19 protein-coding genes are annotated in these 19670 nt (G+C 60.2%); 11 read left to right on the forward strand and 8 right to left on the reverse strand.

Annotated features, from left to right (window positions below; all coding sequences use genetic code 11):
- Positions 1–130 precede the first annotated feature (130 nt).
- Positions 131–1384 carry a tyrosine-type recombinase/integrase gene (locus tag CHX26_RS08690; protein ID WP_104942026.1) on the forward strand — a complete coding sequence of 418 codons (1254 nt, stop codon included), beginning with the start codon at positions 131–133 and terminating at the stop codon, positions 1382–1384.
- Between the two features lie 106 nt (positions 1385–1490).
- Here CHX26_RS08690 and CHX26_RS08695 read toward each other — a convergent pair whose 3' ends face one another.
- From CHX26_RS08695 to CHX26_RS08700, 3 genes are all read right to left on the reverse strand, one after another.
- A complete protein-coding gene (locus CHX26_RS08695) occupies positions 1491–2693 on the reverse strand; it encodes an IS256 family transposase (RefSeq protein ID WP_104941947.1) in 1203 nt (400 codons plus the stop codon).
- 211 nt (positions 2694–2904) lie between these two features.
- Positions 2905–3102 (reverse strand): DUF5818 domain-containing protein, encoded by a 198-nt coding sequence (locus CHX26_RS16280; RefSeq protein ID WP_442956908.1) that lies wholly within the window; start codon positions 3100–3102, stop codon positions 2905–2907.
- 16 nt (positions 3103–3118) lie between these two features.
- The gene (locus CHX26_RS08700) at positions 3119–3772 is read right to left on the reverse strand and encodes a lytic transglycosylase domain-containing protein (RefSeq protein ID WP_104943349.1); all 654 of its coding nucleotides are present in this window, start codon (positions 3770–3772) and stop codon (positions 3119–3121) included.
- A gap of 103 nt (positions 3773–3875) precedes the next feature.
- Here CHX26_RS08700 and CHX26_RS08705 point away from each other — a divergent pair, with 103 nt between their 5' ends.
- Genes CHX26_RS08705 through CHX26_RS08720 form a run of 4 tightly spaced genes read left to right on the forward strand, consistent with a single transcriptional unit; the run spans position 3876 to position 10300 of the window.
- Positions 3876–4823 carry a DUF7146 domain-containing protein gene (locus CHX26_RS08705; protein WP_233997081.1) on the forward strand — a complete coding sequence of 316 codons (948 nt, stop codon included), beginning with the start codon at positions 3876–3878 and terminating at the stop codon, positions 4821–4823.
- A gap of 40 nt (positions 4824–4863) precedes the next feature.
- The gene (locus CHX26_RS08710) at positions 4864–9105 is read left to right on the forward strand and encodes a bifunctional class I SAM-dependent methyltransferase/DEAD/DEAH box helicase (protein ID WP_104942028.1); all 4242 of its coding nucleotides are present in this window, start codon (positions 4864–4866) and stop codon (positions 9103–9105) included.
- Between the two features lie 53 nt (positions 9106–9158).
- Complete coding sequence (locus CHX26_RS08715) at positions 9159–9572, forward strand: MbcA/ParS/Xre antitoxin family protein (protein WP_104942029.1); 414 nt, start codon at positions 9159–9161, stop codon at positions 9570–9572.
- A complete protein-coding gene (locus CHX26_RS08720) occupies positions 9569–10300 on the forward strand; it encodes an RES family NAD+ phosphorylase (protein ID WP_104942030.1) in 732 nt (243 codons plus the stop codon). The genes CHX26_RS08715 and CHX26_RS08720 overlap by 4 nt, the downstream gene beginning before the upstream one ends.
- Before the next feature lie 312 nt (positions 10301–10612).
- On the opposite strand, the gene CHX26_RS08725 is transcribed toward CHX26_RS08720, so the two are convergent.
- The 3 genes from CHX26_RS08725 to CHX26_RS08730 form a co-directional block, all read right to left on the reverse strand.
- Complete coding sequence (locus CHX26_RS08725) at positions 10613–10870, reverse strand: hypothetical protein (RefSeq protein WP_104942031.1); 258 nt, start codon at positions 10868–10870, stop codon at positions 10613–10615.
- A 162-nt stretch (positions 10871–11032) separates the two neighbouring features.
- Positions 11033–11215 (reverse strand): hypothetical protein, encoded by a 183-nt coding sequence (locus CHX26_RS15645; RefSeq protein ID WP_146107686.1) that lies wholly within the window; start codon positions 11213–11215, stop codon positions 11033–11035.
- Positions 11212–11835, reverse strand: a complete 624-nt coding sequence (locus tag CHX26_RS08730) for a TetR/AcrR family transcriptional regulator (protein WP_104943350.1) — start codon at positions 11833–11835, stop codon at positions 11212–11214. Before CHX26_RS08730 ends, CHX26_RS15645 begins: the two co-directional genes overlap by 4 nt.
- A 695-nt stretch (positions 11836–12530) precedes the next feature.
- Between CHX26_RS08730 and CHX26_RS08735 the strand changes: the two genes are divergently transcribed.
- From CHX26_RS08735 to CHX26_RS08750, 4 genes are all read left to right on the forward strand, one after another.
- Positions 12531–13751, forward strand: coding sequence for a flavin monoamine oxidase family protein (locus tag CHX26_RS08735; RefSeq protein ID WP_104942032.1), 1221 nt, complete (start codon positions 12531–12533; stop codon positions 13749–13751).
- 322 nt (positions 13752–14073) lie between these two features.
- A complete protein-coding gene (locus tag CHX26_RS08740) occupies positions 14074–15225 on the forward strand; it encodes a GGDEF domain-containing protein (RefSeq protein ID WP_172449751.1) in 1152 nt (383 codons plus the stop codon).
- A gap of 173 nt (positions 15226–15398) precedes the next feature.
- Complete coding sequence (locus tag CHX26_RS08745; RefSeq protein WP_172449753.1) at positions 15399–15692, forward strand: type II toxin-antitoxin system RelE/ParE family toxin; 294 nt, start codon at positions 15399–15401, stop codon at positions 15690–15692.
- A 1-nt stretch (position 15693) separates the two neighbouring features.
- Positions 15694–16029, forward strand: coding sequence for an XRE family transcriptional regulator (locus CHX26_RS08750; RefSeq protein ID WP_104942034.1), 336 nt, complete (start codon positions 15694–15696; stop codon positions 16027–16029).
- 216 nt (positions 16030–16245) lie between these two features.
- Here the strand turns inward: CHX26_RS08750 and CHX26_RS08755 are convergent, their stop codons facing one another.
- Entirely contained in the window at positions 16246–18231 is a 1986-nt protein-coding gene (locus CHX26_RS08755) for a putative bifunctional diguanylate cyclase/phosphodiesterase (RefSeq protein WP_104942035.1), read from the reverse strand.
- 58 nt (positions 18232–18289) lie between these two features.
- Positions 18290–18493 (reverse strand): hypothetical protein, encoded by a 204-nt coding sequence (locus tag CHX26_RS08760; protein WP_104942036.1) that lies wholly within the window; start codon positions 18491–18493, stop codon positions 18290–18292.
- 195 nt (positions 18494–18688) lie between these two features.
- On the opposite strand from CHX26_RS08760, the gene CHX26_RS08765 reads away from it, so the two are divergent.
- Both CHX26_RS08765 and CHX26_RS08770 read left to right on the forward strand, forming a co-directional pair.
- Positions 18689–18910 (forward strand): hypothetical protein, encoded by a 222-nt coding sequence (locus CHX26_RS08765; RefSeq protein ID WP_104942037.1) that lies wholly within the window; start codon positions 18689–18691, stop codon positions 18908–18910.
- 144 nt (positions 18911–19054) lie between these two features.
- Positions 19055–19663 carry a hypothetical protein gene (locus CHX26_RS08770; protein WP_146107687.1) on the forward strand — a complete coding sequence of 203 codons (609 nt, stop codon included), beginning with the start codon at positions 19055–19057 and terminating at the stop codon, positions 19661–19663.
- Positions 19664–19670: the final 7 nt, after the last annotated feature.

Consider the following 19670-nt stretch of genomic DNA (forward strand, 5'->3'; position numbering starts at 1 on the left):
ATCTCAATAAAGCAGAGGTTTGCGGGCGATTTTCGTCCGCATGCGTCCATGGCCTTCCATATGTAGCCAGATTTGGCGTGGGGGTATTTTGGGGGTATTTTGCGGATTATTGGAAAGGAGCGATACCCCCATGCCTCTCACAGAGAACCAAGCGAAGAACGCCAAGCCGCTTGAGCGCGCTTACAAGCTAGCCGACAGCGAAGGCCTGTTTTTGCTCGTTCAGCCGAACGGCACGAAACTTTGGCGGATGAAATACCGCTTTGCAGGCAAGGAGAAGCTAATGTCGTTCGGAGCCTACCCGGCACTGGGTATCGCAGCTGCCAGGGAAAAGCGCCGGGCGGCCAAAGCCGTCCTTGCGGAAGGAAGGGACCCGATGCTGGCCAAGGGGCAGGTCATGTCGGAGGGCGGGGACACCTTCTTCGCCGTCGCGACCCGTTGGCATGAGAACCGAAAGTCTTCACTGGATCCGGCGCATGCCGATCGTGTCTGGTCGCGGATGGAGCGTGATGTGTTCCCCCACATTGGTCAACGACCGATCCATCAGATCACCGCACCAGAGGTTCTCGAGATGATCCGCCGGATAGAGGCTCGCGGCGCGCTCGATATCAGTCGACGCGCTAAGCAGGGCGTGGGTCAGGTCTTTCAGTTTGCCATCGCTTGCGGGTTGGCCTCCAGCGATCCGACAGCCAATCTTCGCGGTGCCCTGAAGCCACGGCCAAGGGTGAAGCACATGAACCGCTTGCCACTGGTTGAGTTGCCAGCGTTTATCGAGAAAGTGCGAGGCTATCAGGAGGAAGGTGACCGGCGCTCGGCAATCACCAGGGATGCGGTTCTGTTCGCCTTGCTGACCTGGGTCCGGACCAAGGAGCTTCGCCTCGCTGTCAAATCCGAGTTCGAGGATCTCCGGGGCAAGAACCCGCTCTGGCGCATCCCGGCCGAGCGGATGAAGATGGGGCGCGAGCACCTTGTCCCTCTTTCCGCTCAGGCAGCGCAGATTGCCAGCACGATGATATCGCGCGCCACGGGGCAATATCTATTTCCTGGCGTCAACGCAGACAAGCCGCTGTCCGAAAACACCATGATCTACGCGCTGTACCGGCTTGGCTATCATAGCCGCCAAACGATCCATGGTTTCCGGGGGCTCGCCAGCACGTGGGCTAACGAGCAACTGGTTGAGTTTGGGAAGCCTGCTATCTGGATCCGGAAGTACCATGAGGATTGGGTCGAGATGCAACTTGCCCATTCCGAAAAGAACGACGTCCGGGGTGCTTACAACGCTGCCGAGTATCTCGTCCCCCGACGACGCATGATGCAGGACTGGGCGGACTTCCTTGATGAGAGCAAGCTGGTCCAGCCCAAAGGAAGAGGGAAGCGTTCCACCTAATCTGCTGTCATCAGCCTTGTTTTACGGGGTTCTGAGGGTGATCGTGTCCCACGGCGTGGTGTAGCTTATCTGGGCTACCGCCGATTTCGGCATCGGTTTGAGCCGGTCATGCGCCAGGCACAGCTGACAGCATGACGATGGGATTGTCGCTGACTGGCGCCATGGTTTCAAGTGTCATGTAGCGTGCCCGCTGGACAGCCCATTCGTCGGATTGTTCCATGAGGATCGCGCCGATCAGGCGGTTGATCGCGCCCTCGTTGGGGAAGATCCCGACGACTTCGGTGCGGCGTTTGATTTCGCCGTTTAAACGTTCGATGGGATTCGTGCTGTGTAACTTGGCCCGATGCTCCTTTGGGAACGTCATGTAGGCCAGCACGTCAGGCTCGGCATCGTCCATCAAAGCGGCGAGCTTTGGCAGTTTTGGGCGCATCTGGTCGGCAACGGAGCGCCATTGCTGACTGGCCGCCTCGGGCGTTTCCTGTGCGAAGGCGGTGCCGATGAACGCGGACACGACGCGCCGACCGCTCTTTCCGGCATGGGCCAGCGCATTGCGCATGAAGTGGACACGGCAGCGTTGCCATGTAGCACACAGCAGCTTGGAGACAGCCGCCTTGATGCCTTCGTGCGCATCGGAGATTACCAGCTTCACCCCGCGCAGCCCTCGGCGCGTCAGTTTGCGCAGGAACGCAGTCCAGAAGGGTTCGGCCTCCGACGGCCCGATATCCATGCCCAGCACCTCGCGGCGTCCATCGCTGTTGACGCCGACCGCGATGATAACCGCAACCGATACGATCCGGCCATTCTGACGGACTTTGACATAGGTGGCGTCGATCCAAAGGTAGGGCCAGTCGCCCTCGATCGGGCGATCAAGGAAGGCGTTCACCTTCTCGTCGAGCTCTTCGCACAGGCGGCTGACCTGGCTCTTCGAAATGCCATCCATGCCCAGCGCCTTGACCAGATCATCGACCGAGCGGGTCGAGATACCGTGCACATAGGCTTCCTGGATCACCGCCGTCAGCGCCCGTTCGGCCATCCGGCGTGGCTCGAGGAAGCCGGGGAAGTAACTGCCTTTGCGAAGCTTGGGGATGCGCAGCTCTACCGTGCCAGCGCGCGTCTGCCAGTCGCGTTCGCGATAGCCGTTGCGCTGGACAAGCCGATCAGCGGACTTCTCACCGTGGCCAGCGCCTGTCAGCCCGCCAACCTCCATCTCCATCAACCGCCCGGCGGCAAACGAGATCATGTCGCGCAAAATATCCGCGTCGGGGGCCTTCTCGACCAGCGCGCGCAAGTGCATCAAGGAATCGGTCATCGTGGTTCTCCAGGTTCGAGCTTCGCAACCCAAACCTATCCGAAAACTGCGGTGACCACCCGCGCTGCTGGCTGGCTGCTACAGCGCTATATCGAAAGCGCGCAGCCAGCCAGCAGCGCTAACCCTCAGAACCTACACCACGGCCGGGGACACGACCCTGAGGGTTTGTGCCCTGGACCGGGCGATCAAAGATTGATCGATTTCGCGGTGGCTAGATGTGGCCAATCCAATCTGCCTGAATCCGGTCTTTTGCCGTTGGTACGCCATCTACGATGACGTTTTTGCCGACGAGCGACTGGTCAAAATCCAGAGTATCAACGATCCAGATATGCTCACCGGCTGTCGTGAGAAGGAAGCTTCGAGCCCCCCTCGTCAATCGACCTAATAAGCGTTTCCGCCGGCTGCTCAAACCAAATCATCCCCTGTCATAGCTTCCACCGGCGAAGCACATTGCGCACATAGGCCGGCGTTTCGCCGTTGCGCGGAATTCCGCCAGCTTTCGTAACGGCTCCGGGACCGGCATTGTAGGCGGCCAGAGCGAGATGCACCACGCCGAAGCGATCCAGCATCTGGCGAAGATAGCGTGCGGCCCCATCGATGTTCGATACCGGGTCAAAGCGATTTGTCACGCCCAGTTCTCTGGCCGTTGCAGGCATCAGTTGGCCGAGGCCCGCCGCTCCGGTATGGCTGACGGCCAACGGATTATATCTCGATTCCGTCCACACAAGCGCATCGAGCAGTCCCGTAGGCAGAGCGTACCTCACCTCAGCCGCATAGACGTGGGGCAGATAGCTCGCTCTTCTAAAGCTGGAAGTGCCCGTTGCGGCTTGGAGGTGCCAAGGGGAATAGCTTGAGGGCGCTTCATCGGCTTGGGTCGCTAATGCCCCCAAGCTTTTGGGTGAAGCCCAAAGCCCATGCTCGACAAGCTGGAACCCATTTGAAGACTCGACGATGCGGAAGCCGCTCTTGGTGCTGTCATGCTCGGACCCTGTCGCTTTTGGGCGGTCCTGCGCGCGTGTTGGAACTTCGGGCACGGCAAGGACGGCGATGCCAGCGAGCAAAAAGAATTTCAGGTTCATTACATGATCTCTGTTGGCCGAATCGAATGAGAACATATATAGAACAAAGATAAAGGGCAATCATCAGGCGCCGGGACAGAGTGAAGGCTGCACCGGGAGGGGCATGCAATGGAGTAACTCGATGCCTTACCTACCGAATGCACAAGGGCTTGAACGGGAAGCCCGTGCCATCGTCGAAAGTCTCCAGGGAACTTGGCGGCAGGACAAGGGCATGTGCTGCTGCCCCGCGCACGATGATCGTACCCCCTCGCTAAGCGTCACACTGGGGCGCAAAGCGATCCTGTTCCACTGCTTTGCGGGATGCTCGAATGGTGACGTCATGGCGGCCTTGCAACGCCGCGGTGTTCGCAGCCGGAACCTGTTTGATGGCTCTGGCTCGGTGGAGTTTCAGCCCAAGAAAATTTTGCCCTTCAGCCCCAATGCGCGGCGCTTGTGGCAGTCGGCGACGGCAATTACTGGCAGCCCTGCCGAACGATACCTCACAGAGCGCGGGGTTATGTCGGCATCAAATCAGCTGCGTTACCTGGATCGGACACCGCTTGGACCGCGCAGCGCGGTGCAGTTTCTTCCCGCGATGCTGGCGGCGGTCACAACCGACAGCGGCATAATTGCGATACACAGGACCTTTCTCGAGAGCGTCCCGGCGCGGTTGGCGCGCTTTGATCGGCCCAAGCGAGCGCTGGGCAGCCTCGGCTGTGGTGCCGTCAGACTTGCGCCGCCAGTGCAAGGGTGCCTCGGGCTTGCGGAAGGAATCGAGAGCGCTCTCTCAGCCACGCAGCTGTTCGGTATCCCGTGCTGGGCAACGCTCGGTAACGAGCGGTTCGGTCTGGTGGCGATCCCGGAGAGCGTGCGAGAGCTATACCTCTTCATCGACAATGACGCCGGGGGCACTCTCGCCGAGGAGCGCGCACGGAAGGCTCACGCTGCGCCTGATCGTGTCATTCACTCGCGTGCGCCAGCCTCGCTTGGCTTGGACTGGAACGACGAGTTGACGTCGCAGCTTTCCCGAAAACCTGATCCATTGTGCAGAGGGGAGGGGGCCTTCGGCTGATTGAGGCCTGCCCGGCGCAGGACCTCGTCAGGAGGTTCCCATGTCCAATTCTTCGCTCGCCTTTGCATTCGATGACCCATCGCCGCCCGTTGTTTTGATGGCGGCACAGACCATGGCTTCGGAGCTGGCGGCAGGCTGCGTGCTCACACGCAGCGACGTCACGCGCATCATGACGGATCACTTCGGGGGTAGCGATGCGTGCGGGCGTTGGTCCGTTCGTGACGCGCACGCAGCTCTTGAGCTGGCACAGGTTCAGTACCTGAAAGCCTCAGATCAAATCCGGCTATCGACTTCGGCCGACGAGGCGGACCAGTTCTTCTGCTCTCTCGACGCGCGACTTCCGACCCAGACCAACCGCAGCGATGAGCAGATGGAATGGCAGCAGTTCGCGACGCCGCCGCGACTTGCCTGGCTCGCTGCCCGCGCCTGCGCGCCGGTCGCTGGCGAGCTTGTGCTCGAACCCTCGGCCGGAACGGGGATGCTGGCAGTCTGGGCCGCCAAGGCTGGCTCGCGCCTTGCCCTCAACGAGATTTCGCCGCTCCGCCGCGACTGCCTGAATGCGGTGTTCCCGACCGCGCGCGTGACCGGCCATGACGCTGAGCTGATTGACGAACTGCTCGATCCCGCCATCACCCCAACCGTCGTGTTGATGAACCCGCCCTATTCTCACGGCATCGAGCGAGGGCACGATAGTCGCACCGGCTCGCGCCACCTGCGGTCGGCTTGGAAGCGTCTGGCATCGGGCGGTCGACTAGTCGCGATCATGCCCGAATGGTTCGACTGCGCGAATTTCCTGGCGGGGCTGAAGGGACCGATCTCGCTGCGGCTCAATGCCGCCGTCGAACGCGCGTTCGTCAGGCAGGGCACCGGCATCACCACGCGGCTGCTGGTCCTTGATAAGGTTGGCGGATCTCACGAGCCTGTCATTATCCGCACAAGCAACTTTCGTCAGCTGGTCGATCTTGTCGATGCCCTGCCGGATCGCACCAGCTTGGAGGCTGTTACCGAGCAATTGAGCCTTCCGGCTCGTACGCCATTTCGCCTGGTCGCCGCGCTGCGCAGGCCGCTGCCGACACCAGCTAGGATCACGCCTTCGGCCTCCGCCATCGTGTCGCTCACCTACCTGTCGCTCGAAGCCCCAGCGCCGCTTGCCCCTCAGGTTGGCCACTATCTGCCCTATCGCCCGAGCAGGATCGTGATCGATGGCGCGGCCGAGCATCCAACGCCGCTCGTCGAGTCCGTCGCTATGGGGTCGATCGTCGCACCGATGCCCGAAGCTGTGCCGCAGCTGCCCGACGGGTTGGTTGCCAAGGGGCTGCTTTCTGCCGCCCAGGCAGAGACTCTGATTTACGCGGCAAGCGCCCATGCGCGCGATCTTCCCGGTAGGTTTGAGCCCGAGGGCAGGGGCTGTTTGCTCAAGGCATCTGCGGAAGGCCAAATGTACCGCCAGGGCTATTTCCTCGGGGACGGGACAGGTGCCGGGAAGGGTCGACAGGTTGCGAGCGTCATCCTCGATCGCTGGGTGCGCGGAGAACGGCGCCATATCTGGATCTCGAAGAATGAGGCGCTGCTGGAAGATGCCCGGCGCGACTGGGCAGCGCTTGGGGGCCTGCCGATCGACATCCAGCCTCTGGCTTCCTGGAAGCTCGGCACCCCCATCGCCATGCACGAGGGCATCCTCTTCGTGACCTACCCGACCCTGCGCTCGGGCCGAAATGATGCGACCCGCCTCGACCAGATCCTGGCCTGGGCGGGCGACGACTTCGAGGGTGTCATCGTGTTCGACGAGGCACACGCCATGGCCAATGCCGCGGGCGGCGAAGGATCGCGCGGCAAGGTCAAGGGGTCGGAGCAGGGCATCGCGGGCGTGCGCCTGCAGAACCTTCTGCCGCGGGCACGGGTGCTCTATGCCTCGGCAACCGGGGCGTCCGACGTCAACAACCTGGCCTATGCGACGCGTCTTGGCCTATGGGGGCCGGAAACCGCCTTCGCCAATCGTGAGGCCTTCGTCGCCGACATTCGTGACGGCGGGATCGCAGCGATGGAGCTGGTCGCCCGGGATCTAAAGTCGCTGGGTCTCTACACCGCGCGCGCATTGTCCTTCGCCGGCGTCGAATACGACATCCTCGAGCATTGCCTGAGCGAGGACCAGATTGCGGTTTATGATGCCTATGCCGAGGCTTGGGCAATCATCCACGCCAACCTGCGCGACGCGCTGGAGGCCACACGGATCGTCGATAGCGAAACCGGTGGGACGCTCAACTCAGGTGCCAAGTCTGCAGCGCTGTCGATCTTCGAGGGAACCAAGCAGCGTTTCTTCGCGCAGCTGCTTTTGTCGATGAAGCTGCCCAGCCTGTTGCCAGCCATCGACGTCGCGATTGCCGAAGGCAATGCCGTTGTCGTCCAGCTCGTCTCCACCGCAGAAGCCATGCTCGACCGGCGGCTTGCCGACCTGTCCGACGAGGAACGGGAAGCGCTGGAAATCGACCTGTCGCCGCGGGAATATGTGATCGACTACCTCGCCAAGAGCTTTCCCGTTCGCCTGATGGCCGTCTTCACCGATGAAAACGGCAATCCTCGCTCCGAGCCGATGATCGACGAACGCGGCGTGCCGGTGCTCTGCCGATCGGCGCTGGCCGCACGCGACCGGATGATCGAGCAGCTCTGCGCCTTGCCGCCGATCACGACCGCGCTCGATGCCATCATCGAACGCTTCGGCGTTGACCAGGTGGCGGAAGTCACCGGCCGGACACGTCGGCTCATCATCGGCCATGACGGTCGTCAGAAGCTTCAGTCCCGGTCACCGCGCGCCAATGTCGCTGAGACCCAGGCATTCATGGACGGCTCCAAGCGTATCCTCGTGTTCTCGGATGCCGGAGGAACCGGACGCAGCTACCATGCCGATCTGGCCGCGAAGAACCAAGCCCGCCGCGTCCACTTCCTGCTTGAGCCGGGCTGGCGGGCGGACGCTGCAATCCAAGGGCTCGGGCGGACCAATCGCACCAACCAGGCGTCGGCGCCACTGTTCAGGCCGGTGACGACCGATGTACGCGGCGAGCGCCGGTTCATCTCGACGATTGCGCGGCGCCTCGACAGCCTCGGTGCCTTGACGCGCGGGCAGCGCCAGACCGGCGGTCAGAACCTCTTCGACCCGGCCGACAATCTCGAAAGCAACTACGCCAAGGATGCGCTCCATCGCTGGTTCGGGCTTTTGTTCACCGGCAAGCTCGAAGCGGTCAGCTTGGGCTGCTTCCAGGAGCTGACAGGTCTCAGGATCGAAGCCCCTGACGGCTCCATGGTCGATGACCTGCCGTCGATCCAGCGGTGGCTCAATCGGATACTTGCGCTGCCGATTGCCCTGCAGAACGCGATCTTCGACGAGTTCATGGGGCTGGTTGAAGCGCGCATCGATGCCGCCCGTCAGGCCGGGACACTCGATCTTGGCCTCGAGACCATCGCGGTCGAGGACTTTACGGTCCTGTCGGACACGCTGCTGCGCACGGATCCCGCGTCGGGTGCCACAACCCATCTGCTGGAACTGGAAATTGCCCGGGCCCTGAAGCCGCTGACGCTGAAGCGGCTCGAAGAGCTTCACGGCCTCGCTTGGCAGCGGCAACGGCCTGTTCGGAACGCCCGTTCAGGCCGGGTTGCCCTGCTCGTGCCTGCCCGCAGCATTCTTGCTGATGACGGCACCCGCGTTTCCCGCTTCGAGCTGCTGCGCCCGCTGAAGCGCAGCCACATCACCGAGGATCAGCTGGCTGAAAGCAGTTGGGAGGCAATCTCCGTCGATGCATTCCGTGGGGCGTGGACCGCCGAGGTCCATGAAGCGCGGTCGAGCCACAAGCGCGAGCGCCTCTATCTTGCGACCGGCCTCCTGCTGCCAGTCTGGGACAAGCTACCGTCGGATTACGTGAGGGTCAGCCGCATCTCGGCGGCGGATGGCCGGTCGCTCCTTGGCCGGGAGGTTCCTGTCCATTGTGTTCCTGAGCTGTGCCGGGCGCTGGGTTTGGAACGCGAGCAAACGCTCTCCGCCGATGACATCGTCCAGACCGTCCTGGCAACGGGGCGAGCCACGGAATTCGCAGGCCGCGAGCAGATCATGGTCAAGCGCAGCCTGGTCAATGGCTCGCAGCGGATTGAATTGACCGGATGGAGCGCGACTCGTCTTGACTGGTACAAGGCGCAAGGCTGCTTCACGGAGATCATTCGCTACCAGACGCGTCTGTTTGTGCCGATCGAGGGCGCAGCGAGCGTGATTGCCAGGTTGGCGCCATCCGCATGAAATATTGCCAAATGGCATTAAAGTTTTTATATGATGCCATTTGGAGAAATGCCATGCTGGCTCTGCAACCCGTTGATACTGCCGTTGCCGCATTCCGTCCCGACCCGATTACACAGGACGAGGCAGCTGCCATGTTCCGGGCAGTACTCAAACTGTTTGGCAAATGGGAGCTGACCGACGAGCAGGCTGCAACGCTGCTCGACATGCCGGTGCGCTCCTATCGCCGATGGAAGGCAGAAGGCCCCGGGCGCATCTCGCGCGATGGGCGTGCGCGTCTGTCCAACCTCATGGGCATCCACAAGGCGCTTCGGATCATCTTCTCGGAAGGCTCGCGCGGTTATGCCTGGATCAGGTCGGCCAATGAAGCGTTTGGTGGAGCCAGTGCGCTCGACGTGATGCTAGAGGGCGAACTCACCGACATCATGCGGGTGCGTCGCTACCTCGACGCAGAGCGCGGTGGCTGGTGAACGAAACGGCGGATATCCCGGTTTCCCGAGTTGAGTGGGACGGCGCTGTCAGGATTATCCGCAGTGCCTTTCCGCCGATCGACCTGTTCGAGGACATCGCTGATCCAGCCGACTGGCCGCTGCTGATCTCGGCGGAGCAGAAGACCAATCCCCGCATCATGGCGACGATTGGCAATCTGGATCTGGTCCCTGTCGATCGCCGCGTCGGCGGCAGCGGCGCCACCTTCCTCATGGCGCCATTCACTCACGTCAGCACCGACAGGCCGAGCCGCTTCACCGATGGCAGTTATGGCGTGCTCTATGTCGGCGACCGTTTCGAGACTGCACTGTTCGAGACGATCCATCATCATGCCCGCTTCATGGCGCGAACCAGGGAAGCACCTGGCTGGAGCTCGCAGTTCCGCGAGATCGTCATGTCGGTCGAAGCTGACCTCCACGAGTTGCGATCCGCCGTGGGAGAACCGGTTGCGGCGCTCGATCCCGATAGCTACGCCGCATCCCAGGCGCTGGCACGCGCCTTGAGGGGCGCAGGATCGGACGGCATAGCCTTCCCAAGCGTCCGTCATCCCGATGGTGAATGCGTCGGGCTCTTCTACCCGGACTGCGCATCGAACCCCACTCAGGGACGGCACCTCGATTATCACTGGGATGGCGAGCGCGTTGATTTAGTCCGGGATGCAGGATCTGGAGCTGTTTTCCGCATCATCGAAGTGCCTCGAAATCATTGACTGGGTTGCTTTCCCTATGAGCAGCACTCCTTTCAGCATGTCGATCTGATCCAGAGCGGGCCAACATTCAGATTCCTGTCACGGCATCGACGCTCTGCTTTCGCATGACGTGGAATTCCGCAAAGTTATGGCCGCGCAACCTCCCTTCTTGGTTTAACAGGACTTATGCCGGTACGCCGCAGGTTTACGCTTTCGTCTCGAAGGCCTTGCGAGGGTGCAGGAATTCTCCAGATTAGCCTTGGCATGCGACCATATCAGGCTGCCGTCGGAGGCTCTTGTCGTGACAAGCAATCCATGTCTTGCGCTAGCCCATCAATCGTGTTGCGAAGACCGGGCCACAGGTGTCTCGTCACCGATCGCCTTCAACCGCTCCAAGGCTGAACACAGATCGATCCCGACCGTGGCAAGGCCTGAGGTATCTGCCAGTGCGAGAGCCTCTTCAATCAGCGCAATCAGATATGAAATCGTCCCGTCATCATGATGATTTGAGCGGGCTGCTGCAGAAGCATCTATTTCAAGTTGATAGCCTATTTCCATGGAGTTCAGATCGTCAAGAATTCGCGAGCCCATCGTAGATCTCCTTCGGGAAGCAAGGATCAGGCAACTTATCAATTTTAGTCTGGTTTTTCGTCCGGCCGGCCATTTGACATCGCTCTCGTATGCTCGCCCTATCCGTGCAGTGGTCACACTGAACCGACGCTGAGCCTCGATCGTCATGGACGCCCCGGCAAGTCAGGGAGGAAGCATGTTCAGAAGCGCGCCATCAAACGCATCGAGCGCGGGGTAATGATTTTCCTGATGAGAGGTGACCCTCCCGTTGCGGCCAATATCGCCATCTTGGACTGCCCACGCGGACAAGTCCTGAAGAACCAAAGCGCCATAGGCTGGCGGGGCGTCTTTCAGGGCTGCAGTCATCCGCCCCCTCCTTCTTGGATTTCGCCTATTCCCAAACCAACACCGATTTTCCGCAAAGCCTGCATGATAAAGGCTTCACGCGCACCAGGAGCCAGATCCAGGGTCCCCATGGCATCAGATCGAAGCAGGCTTACCATTCCATGCAGGCTCGACCATGCAAATAGCGCCTCATTGTCGATTGCCTCACGCTCGGGCGTGACCCCTCGTGCCGTGGCTAGGCGTATCAAAGCCGCGCGCAGCACTTCGAAGGCCTCTCGCGCACCGTGCATCATGTCCGGATGGGCCTCGGGCTCGGGAAGGCTGCCACCGAACATCAAGCGATATTTGAGCGGCTCTCTTAGGGCGAACCCAATGTAGGCAAAGCCCATCGCGAGGGTATCTGCCGCCGGATCATGCGAGCAAGGTACCGCGCGCAGGGCATCGGCGAAATCAGCAAAGGCCTGTCGCACGATTTCGGCCAGCAAGTGATCGCGGCTCGGGAAGTGTCGATAGGGCGCCTGATGGGAGACTCCGAGACGGCGAGCTACGTCGCGAAGGCTGAGTTTTTCGACGCCCTCGGAATTGATAATCGCCAATGCTTCCGCAAGGCAGGCTTCGCGCAGAGCGATACCATCATGCATCCTGGCCCGACCCATCATCGGCCAAGCACCAGGCAAAAGTGGGTGGTGGCGGCAATGTTCAAGGCGAAGAGAGCCTGCTTACAGGATGGCGCACCCAAAGCGTGGTAGACTTTGTTGGGCAGGCTCCAAGACTGGGATGAATGTCCTGGCAAGTCGCAAGCCTCATGGAGCGCCCTGATCGCTGGTAGTGCGCCAACCGGCGCACGGGCACATGGTAAATCGGCTTTTGAAACACGGTCACTGCCGCCACGGGGGGGCTTCGTCCTGACCTCCCCTGCCATGGCTGTGCCAAAGGGCAATGCCGCAAGCTCGAGGTGGCGACGATTAACCATCTCGCCGGTTGCCTCGCATAGAGCCGGCGACGGTAGAGCCAATTCCCTTTGCGCAGGCATCCGAGGCGCTGATCACGCCTGTTGGCAAAGCGCCACCTGCTCCAAAAGGCTTCGTCGACATTTCGATGACACCCTCATGACGTTGACGGTGTCAACCAATGAGCCACTCAGTTTACGGTGTCAACGTGGGACATCCCTTACATCATCACTGGTTTAGCGGTTGATGCAGGCCATGCAGCGCGGGTTTGACTGACATCATCATCCCGTTGCCACTTGGCGTTCTGCGAAGATGCGGGCCTTGGAAAGGCCTGCGTCTTGCTTCAATGTTGAACCGACACTTCAGCATTGTGCAGGGGCGACGTCATGATCGACCGCAGGACATTGCTCGCTCTCATGGCGGCGAACACCGCAACGATTTGCGCGCCTCTGCTCTCCATCTCGAACACTGAACGAAAACTTGCGGGATATCTGCGCTCCAATTGGAGCAAGGATCCATATGCGTTTGGATCATATTCCTATCCCGCCAGGACAGCCAGGCCGCAGGATCGGATGGCATTGGCTGAGCCAATTGCCGGCGTGGTGTTCTTTGCAGGTGAAGCCTGTCACCCCGTCTACAATAGCACTGTCCATGCCGCCTATGAATCAGGACTGCGTGCTGCAGATGCTTTGACCCCTTCCTCCCGGAAGAGCATCGTGGTGATCGGAGCAGGCATAAGCGGCCTAGCCGCAGCATCGCTTCTGGCCAGAGCCGGCCATCAAGTGACTGTGCTGGAAGCGCGTAACCGGATCGGCGGTAGAGTGTGGACCTCACAGCAAATGGGGCTCCCGCTCGATCTCGGTGCCAGCTGGATTCACGGAACCGAGGGCAATCCATTGACGGCGCTAGCAGACAGCTTGGATCTTGTCCGCTTCAAGATGTCCGACAGGCATATTGTCCGCGATGGGCAAGGAAGGAAGTTGCGCCCGCAGGATCAGCCAGATTGGCTTTTTGATTGCATTGAAGCCCAGACTGCGTTCGGGGCGGACTTGAACCTGCTGCGGCCGGAAGCTGTTGACGATAATGACGGCTATGGCGGCGATGACGAGGCCTTTAGCGGCGGCTACGCCGCTATTCTTGATGCTCTCAAGGGGGAGTATGAAATTGCCCTTGAGAGCTGTGTGCGGCAGGTCAAGATCACCGACAATGGAGTTGTCCTCGAAGTTGATGACAAGGCATCGGTACACGCCGATGCGATAATCGTGACGGTTCCCCTCGGAGTGCTCAAGGCCGGGGCGATCTCTTTCGATCCGCCTTTGCCCGCTGCCAAGACAGACGCAATCATGCGCTCGGGAATGGGGGTGCTCGACAAGCTTTTTCTGCGGTTCGACGATGTCTTCTGGGACAATGCTACGTGGATCTATACGCCTGACACGGGGCTGCCGCGCGGCCAGTTCAATCTTTGGCTCAATCTCCACCCCTATCTGGATCTGCCTGTTCTGGCGGCTTTCAACGGAGGCTCCGCCGCCTTGGCTTTATCCCATATCAACGACGATCAGATGATCGGAAAGGCATTGCAAGTGTTGGGTCGCGCTTATCGTGCCTGATCAGCCCCATTGCAGGCTTTGGATCGCCGCGAAGCCACCGCCTCATTCTGACGGCCGTTGCAGCCTACCCGATGCAATCCCGTCGGCTTGAGCGGCAATGCGGGCACCTTCCGCTCAAGGCCGCAGGCTCGGGTCGGTCACTCGCGATCATGTCGTTGCCGGGTTTCCAGTTCATCATGGGACAAGGGGGAAATCCCCTAATCGACTGACTTGCTCTTGGACACCGACGTGTCATAACTTTGTCCAAGGGCAAACCGCTATCGAGGGCAAAGTGCCGGCATCTTCATCAGCATTGGTCTTGCCCGCCCTGGCTCTCGTTTTCGTGGCGATTTTTGGCGGGCTGTGGCGCGCTGATCCGAGACGGAGGCACCTGCTGGGATTTGCTTTCGGCTTTCTGGCGCTAGCCGTAGCAATGTCGTTTCATATCGCATTTGCAGCATGGAATACTGCAGCGGCAGTTGCAGTGGCGCATGGCATATCCAGCTTGAGCGTTATCGCCATCACATGGGGCGCTTGTAGCCGCCTTTCCCAAAGAGTCCCGATCGCAGCGATGCTGCTGGTATGCCTTGTCTCTGCAGCGCTTCTTTTCCTCGCCTTGGACAGCGGAAAACAGAGTGTTGCGCTTTCGGTTCAAAATGCCTCGGTAGGCATGCTGTTCGGCATGGGGGCCATCGCATTATGGATGGCGCGACCTCCGAGCGGGCTGGACAAGGTGTTGCTCTGGACAATGGGCACTATCGCCACTGTCTCGCTAACCAGGCCAGCCATCCTCATTTTGCTGGACGTCGATGTCAACAAGGTCGTCGGACGCCAATCAGATTTCAGCGCTGCCGGGTTGATCATGATGACGGTCCTCATGGTCGTGCTGGGTCTCACCTTGGTCGGTTTGGCACTGCGAGAGGCGATGGAAATGCGTTTGGGAGCAAGAGGCATTGATGCTGTTTCGGGCTTTCTTGATCAGCGCGCTTTCGAGCAATCCTGCGAAACATCGCTGGCGACAGCACGTAATCTGCAAATTCCTGCCTGTCTCGCCATGGTGCAACTCGACTGGCACGACTCCGTCAAGGCGAAATGGGGTGTGGAAAGCAGCAATGCCTTGATGCGCCAGGTGGCCGATGTCGTACGTGAATGGCAGCGCGAAGGCGACGTTCTTGGCAGGATTGCAGATGATCGTTTGGGGGTCATGCTTGCAGGGTCCGGCTCACAATCAGGTCTGAAGGCAATACAGAAGCTGCGAGATGCTGTGGATCGCAGCTGCAATGAGGACCTTGGCTGGCAAATGAGATTCACGCTGAGTATCTCGATTGCGGAAATCCGACCAAATATGAGCTTCACGCAACTTTTTGTCCAAGTCGCTCAACCACTCGGGAAAGCGCGTGCCCGCGGTGGAAGCATAACGGTCGTGGATGGGTATGAAGTGCCCAATTCCGACGTTGCGCCACCCGAGCACGGGCAGATCGTCCCTTATGCCTGATCAGTGCGAACGGTCCACTCATCTTGACCGGTGAATCGGGCTGAATGTGATCGCGAGCCTCATAGCCTGTGGCCTATGGACAAGCCATAGGCGACGGGCTATATCGCGGCATGGCCTAGACGGTTCTCTATCACGATGCGTTCCTTCCCGAACTGGAGGCGCTATAGGAAGCCGTGCAGGATGAACTGTTGGCGCTGGTCGAACTGCTCACGGCAAGCGGCCCGACGCTGGGGCGGCCACACGTCGATACGTTGGCCGGATCGATGCACGCCAACATGAAGGAGCTTCGGTTCACGGCGGATGACGGAGTGTCGCGGGCAGCGTTCGCGTTCGATCCAGAGCGCAAGGCCATCCTGCTGGTTGCTGGCGACAAAGCCGGGGTGGCGCAGAAACGGTTTTACAAGGCGCTGATCGCCAAGGCGGACAAGCGCTTTGCCGATCACCTCAAAGAGTTGAAAGGAAAGTAGCATGGGACGCACGCTTGACGAAGTGATGGCTGGCCTTCCCAAGGAGCGTCAGGCACGCATCAAGGCCCGCGCCGCCGAGCTCCACCGCGAGGTTGAAGGCCTCAAGGCGCTGCGCAAACTCGCCCAGCGCAGCCAGGAGCAGATCGCCCAGAGTCTGGGGGTCAAGCAGCCCTCGGTGCTCAAGATCGAACGCCAGACCGACCTCTACCTCTCCACCCTGCGCCGGTTCGTGGAGGCTGCTGGCGGTACGTTGGAACTGCGGGTCGAACTGCCCGGCACCGGCGCGTTCACGCTGACCGGCGTGGGCGAGATCGACGCCGCCAAGCACGCCGCCTGACACCGCTTCTCTCTCAGCTGCTTGCAGCGCCGCGCCCGCGCGCGTAGGTATCTGAAAACGCTCTTTGACAGCCGTCTTCATCGGCACTGAAAACCGCCTCAAGGGCAATCCGGCCCGGAGCTGGTCCCCGCCTCCCGCGTGTGCGCGTAACCCGCTGCACCGCCTTTAGAAATTAGCCGTCCTATGGCGACCCCGCATCAAGCGGATCAGTTGTGGTTATTGAACCGGCTGTACTCTGCGAGCGCGTTGCTGCTCATTGCCAGCATCCTTGAGAAGGCTCTTGAGCTTAGCCAGACTCTCAGGCCTTCCGAACAAGAAGCCTTGCATTTCCTGACACCCCAAATCGCGCAGTACGCTTGCCTGCGCTTCGTGCTCCACCCCTTCTGCGATTACGCTCATTTCGAGCGCAGTCGCAAGAGTGATTGCCCCGGCGACCAGCATTGCTGCCTTACTGCCCGGCTCCAAACCCTGCAAAAGCGACTTGTCGAGCTTGATGTGGGTAAAGCCATAGGATTTCAGGTAGTGAATGCTGGTGAAACCCGTCCCAAAATCGTCAAGTGCAAGCGCAATGCCAGCTGCCTTCAATGTCCCGATGGCCTTGATCGCAAGCCCGGGATTGGCCAGCAGGTAGCTTTCGGTCATTTCCAACTGCAAGCGCTCGGGCGGAAATCCGGTTCGCTCCAGTATCGAGAGAACCTGTCGCTCAAAACCGGGATGCCGGAATTGGGCTGGCGACACATTGACACTAACACACAAGTCGCCAAGTGGCCGAAGTTCGCGACATGCGCGCTCAAGCACATAGAGGCCAAGGGGGTGAATCTGACCCGTTGCCTCCGCCACTTCAATAAATTCGTCCGGCGAAAGAGGCCCTTGCGTCCGGCGCGGCCAGCGCAGAAGCGCCTCAGCCGACACGATCGTGCCGCTGGCGGCATCAATGATGGGTTGGTAAACCACGTCAAATTCGCCGCTTGTCAGCCCTGCGCCAATCTGGCCTTCGATCTCGATCCGCCGCAGACGCCCCTCGTCAAGCTCATCGCTGTAAATCGCAACCTGTCCCTTGCCCTCGGTTTTGGCATGATACATCGCCAGATCGGCGCGGCGGAGCAATTCGCGGGGGCGAACCTTGGCGTCGGTGTTGGTGGCGATACCGATGGATCCACTGATCTGCAGCACATGTCGATCCACCAGCACAGGCAGCGCCATCTGCTCCAGTAGGCGAAACGCCAGAGTGAGTGCTGCTGCCTGAGCATTTTGCGTCTGTTCGTCGGTTTCGAGCAGCACCGTAAACTCGTCCCCTCCGACCCGGGCCAGAATGGCGTTGTCCGGGCATTGTTGACGCAGCCGTTCGCAGACAATGCGGATCAACTCGTCACCCGCTTGATGGCCATGCTCATCATTGACCTGCTTGAAGCCGTCCAAATCGATGAACACGATCGCCAAAGTCTTTGGCAGCAAACCCTCATCCTGCTCGAGACGGTCAAGTCGGGCAAGCAATTCGCGCCGATTGGGCAGGCCAGAAAGAGGATCGATAAAGGCAATTCGGCGGTTTTCCTCGCTCAGTTTTTCGGTTTCCAGCTGCCGGATGTGGAGCGTACGGCGTGACTGTACGACCTCGGAAAAAGACCGATTGAAGCTGTGGGTGACAACCGCCATGCCGATGCAGACGCAGCAAAGTACGAGCGATTGCGGCAGCAACTGGCCACCCTCAATCCACGAAAAATACAGGGCAAAGGCGATGGTGCTGACCACTGACACCATCATCGCCGCGGCCCGCAGGGTCATCAGGCAAAAGACCGTGCTCACCTGGCTCAACGCCAGAAAGAATGTCAGGTTGCTGCGGGCATAGGCACCTGCATCCTGGTAAACCCAGATTACCCAGGCGTTGAATGTCAGGGTCATGATCACGGCAAGCTGGCAGGTGCGCTTGAGATGCCTCGAAATCTCCAAATCGCTCAGGTTCTGCGCATCACCCTGCCGGAGCCACCAGATCGCTCTGACGATCGCAATGGTAGAAATAACAATTGGAGCAACAAGCGTTTCGATGAGCAGTGCAGCGTTGAAAGACGTAACGGTGATCGCCACCGTGTTGCACACGAGGATCCCATAGAGCAGGGGAATATGCCCCTGAAACGAGCGGAATTGCGCCCGCATCAACTCGGGGTCGCTGGTATCCAAATCAAAGAGTTGGAAAAATGCCCGCATTGGCTGCTCAAGAACCCGACATGTGAAAGTACGAAGGACGAGGCCATAACAGCCGGACTTAAAAGAAATCCTTATCGAGCCATGGCTCGAAACACCCTGAATGTGAGGCTTGCTCGTTAATCATCGGTGCAATTTCGCTGGCTTCGATTGCCGCTGGCTGAGCGGTGCAGACCCGGGCAATCCATCCGACGGTCCTGTTCAATCCGCCCGCGGCGGCCTGTTCGGCCCTCATCAGTTCAATCTTTCCGCTGTTGGCGGCCACGGTGACGCGGTCGGCCGGTAGAGCCCCATAGGGTCAAAAACCTCATTCCGAACGGGAAGCGATGGGATGGTCAAGCCTCAGGCTGGCCAATGCTGCGAGGGCCAGAGAGGATGTGAGGGCTTTGGATTGATGGGGCCAGCCGTGCGTCGAAGGTCGATGCATGCGGCTCGCGCTCATTGGGATATGCCAGTCACGATGCCCTTTAAGGGCTGGTTCGGCTTGGCGCCGAACCGGCGCCGCTCGGCGAAGCGAAACTGGCGTGGGGTCGACGAACTGGATGCTTCCCATGACGAGAATGCGGCGATCGTCGAGGACGAGGGCAGCGCCGAGGGAGCCGCTGCTGCGGCAGAAGCCGCGATCAAAGCGATCGAACGAGCTCGTGAGAACAGTCTGACATGCGTCTCGGCAAGAGGGTGATCGCCCGCCATGGTTAATGTCATCCCTCTCCACATTCCCGTAGGCTCGCCGATTCCCCCTGCAACAAACCGTTAGTTAACCTTTTCAACCTATCACTGACGACAAGAAGTCGCCTCAGCCAGTTCACGCTCTTGGCAATGTCCAATGAAAAGAGCCTGTTCTTGGCGCGATCTCGATGCCGTTACAGGGGTGGAAAAGATGAACTTGATCCATTTGACGTTCATTGCAGGCGTACTGTCGACCTCAAGTGCCGCTATGGCCCAGTCTACCGCCTATGCCCTCGACGCCCAGGTCGGGCAGATATGTGGTGCATACAATGCTGAAGGCGAGACGGTCGCGATCGACTTCGGTGCGCTGGCGGACACGCCGCCCGATGAGTTCGTTCGCCGCGCAGCCGGCGATATTACCTATCGGTGCAACGTTCTGGCCGGTTTTACCCGCACCATTGCTTCTCAGAACGGGGGCTACCTGACGCTTGGTGGCCAACCCACCACCGAGGAAGCACGCCGGATCCTGTTCACCATGCAGCATTGGGGCGCGGACGGTTTCAACTATTCGCAACTTACCGCTCCGCGTCTCAGCACCCACCGAGATGGAGCAGGCAATCCGCGCTATCTTAACGGCGAAAACGCTCGAGTATGGTTCCGTGCCTATGGCGTGCAGGGCCCCGCTGTCGGGGGCTCGGCGACTGGAACACGGGTGTTCGCGGGTGACTACCGCGACACCGTGACGCTCACCATCACCGCCAACTGACGTGTCA

Source organism: Porphyrobacter sp. HT-58-2, from assembly GCF_002952215.1.
GTDB lineage: Bacteria > Pseudomonadota > Alphaproteobacteria > Sphingomonadales > Sphingomonadaceae > Erythrobacter.

Coding starts and splice junctions, on each gene's coding strand:
- CHX26_RS08690 (WP_104942026.1), top strand. CDS start 131: ATGCCTCTCACAGAGAACCAAGCGAAGAACGCCAAGCCGCTTGAGCGC.
- CHX26_RS08695 (WP_104941947.1), bottom strand. CDS start 2,693: ATGACCGATTCCTTGATGCACTTGCGCGCGCTGGTCGAGAAGGCCCCC.
- CHX26_RS08700 (WP_104943349.1), bottom strand. CDS start 3,772: ATGAACCTGAAATTCTTTTTGCTCGCTGGCATCGCCGTCCTTGCCGTG.
- CHX26_RS08705 (WP_233997081.1), top strand. CDS start 3,876: ATGCAATGGAGTAACTCGATGCCTTACCTACCGAATGCACAAGGGCTT.
- CHX26_RS08710 (WP_104942028.1), top strand. CDS start 4,864: ATGTCCAATTCTTCGCTCGCCTTTGCATTCGATGACCCATCGCCGCCC.
- CHX26_RS08715 (WP_104942029.1), top strand. CDS start 9,159: ATGCTGGCTCTGCAACCCGTTGATACTGCCGTTGCCGCATTCCGTCCC.
- CHX26_RS08725 (WP_104942031.1), bottom strand. CDS start 10,870: ATGGGCTCGCGAATTCTTGACGATCTGAACTCCATGGAAATAGGCTAT.
- CHX26_RS15645 (WP_146107686.1), bottom strand. CDS start 11,215: ATGACTGCAGCCCTGAAAGACGCCCCGCCAGCCTATGGCGCTTTGGTT.
- CHX26_RS08730 (WP_104943350.1), bottom strand. CDS start 11,835: ATGCATGATGGTATCGCTCTGCGCGAAGCCTGCCTTGCGGAAGCATTG.
- CHX26_RS08735 (WP_104942032.1), top strand. CDS start 12,531: ATGATCGACCGCAGGACATTGCTCGCTCTCATGGCGGCGAACACCGCA.
- CHX26_RS08750 (WP_104942034.1), top strand. CDS start 15,694: ATGGGACGCACGCTTGACGAAGTGATGGCTGGCCTTCCCAAGGAGCGT.
- CHX26_RS08755 (WP_104942035.1), bottom strand. CDS start 18,231: ATGCGGGCATTTTTCCAACTCTTTGATTTGGATACCAGCGACCCCGAG.
- CHX26_RS08765 (WP_104942037.1), top strand. CDS start 18,689: ATGCCCTTTAAGGGCTGGTTCGGCTTGGCGCCGAACCGGCGCCGCTCG.
- CHX26_RS08770 (WP_146107687.1), top strand. CDS start 19,055: ATGAAAAGAGCCTGTTCTTGGCGCGATCTCGATGCCGTTACAGGGGTG.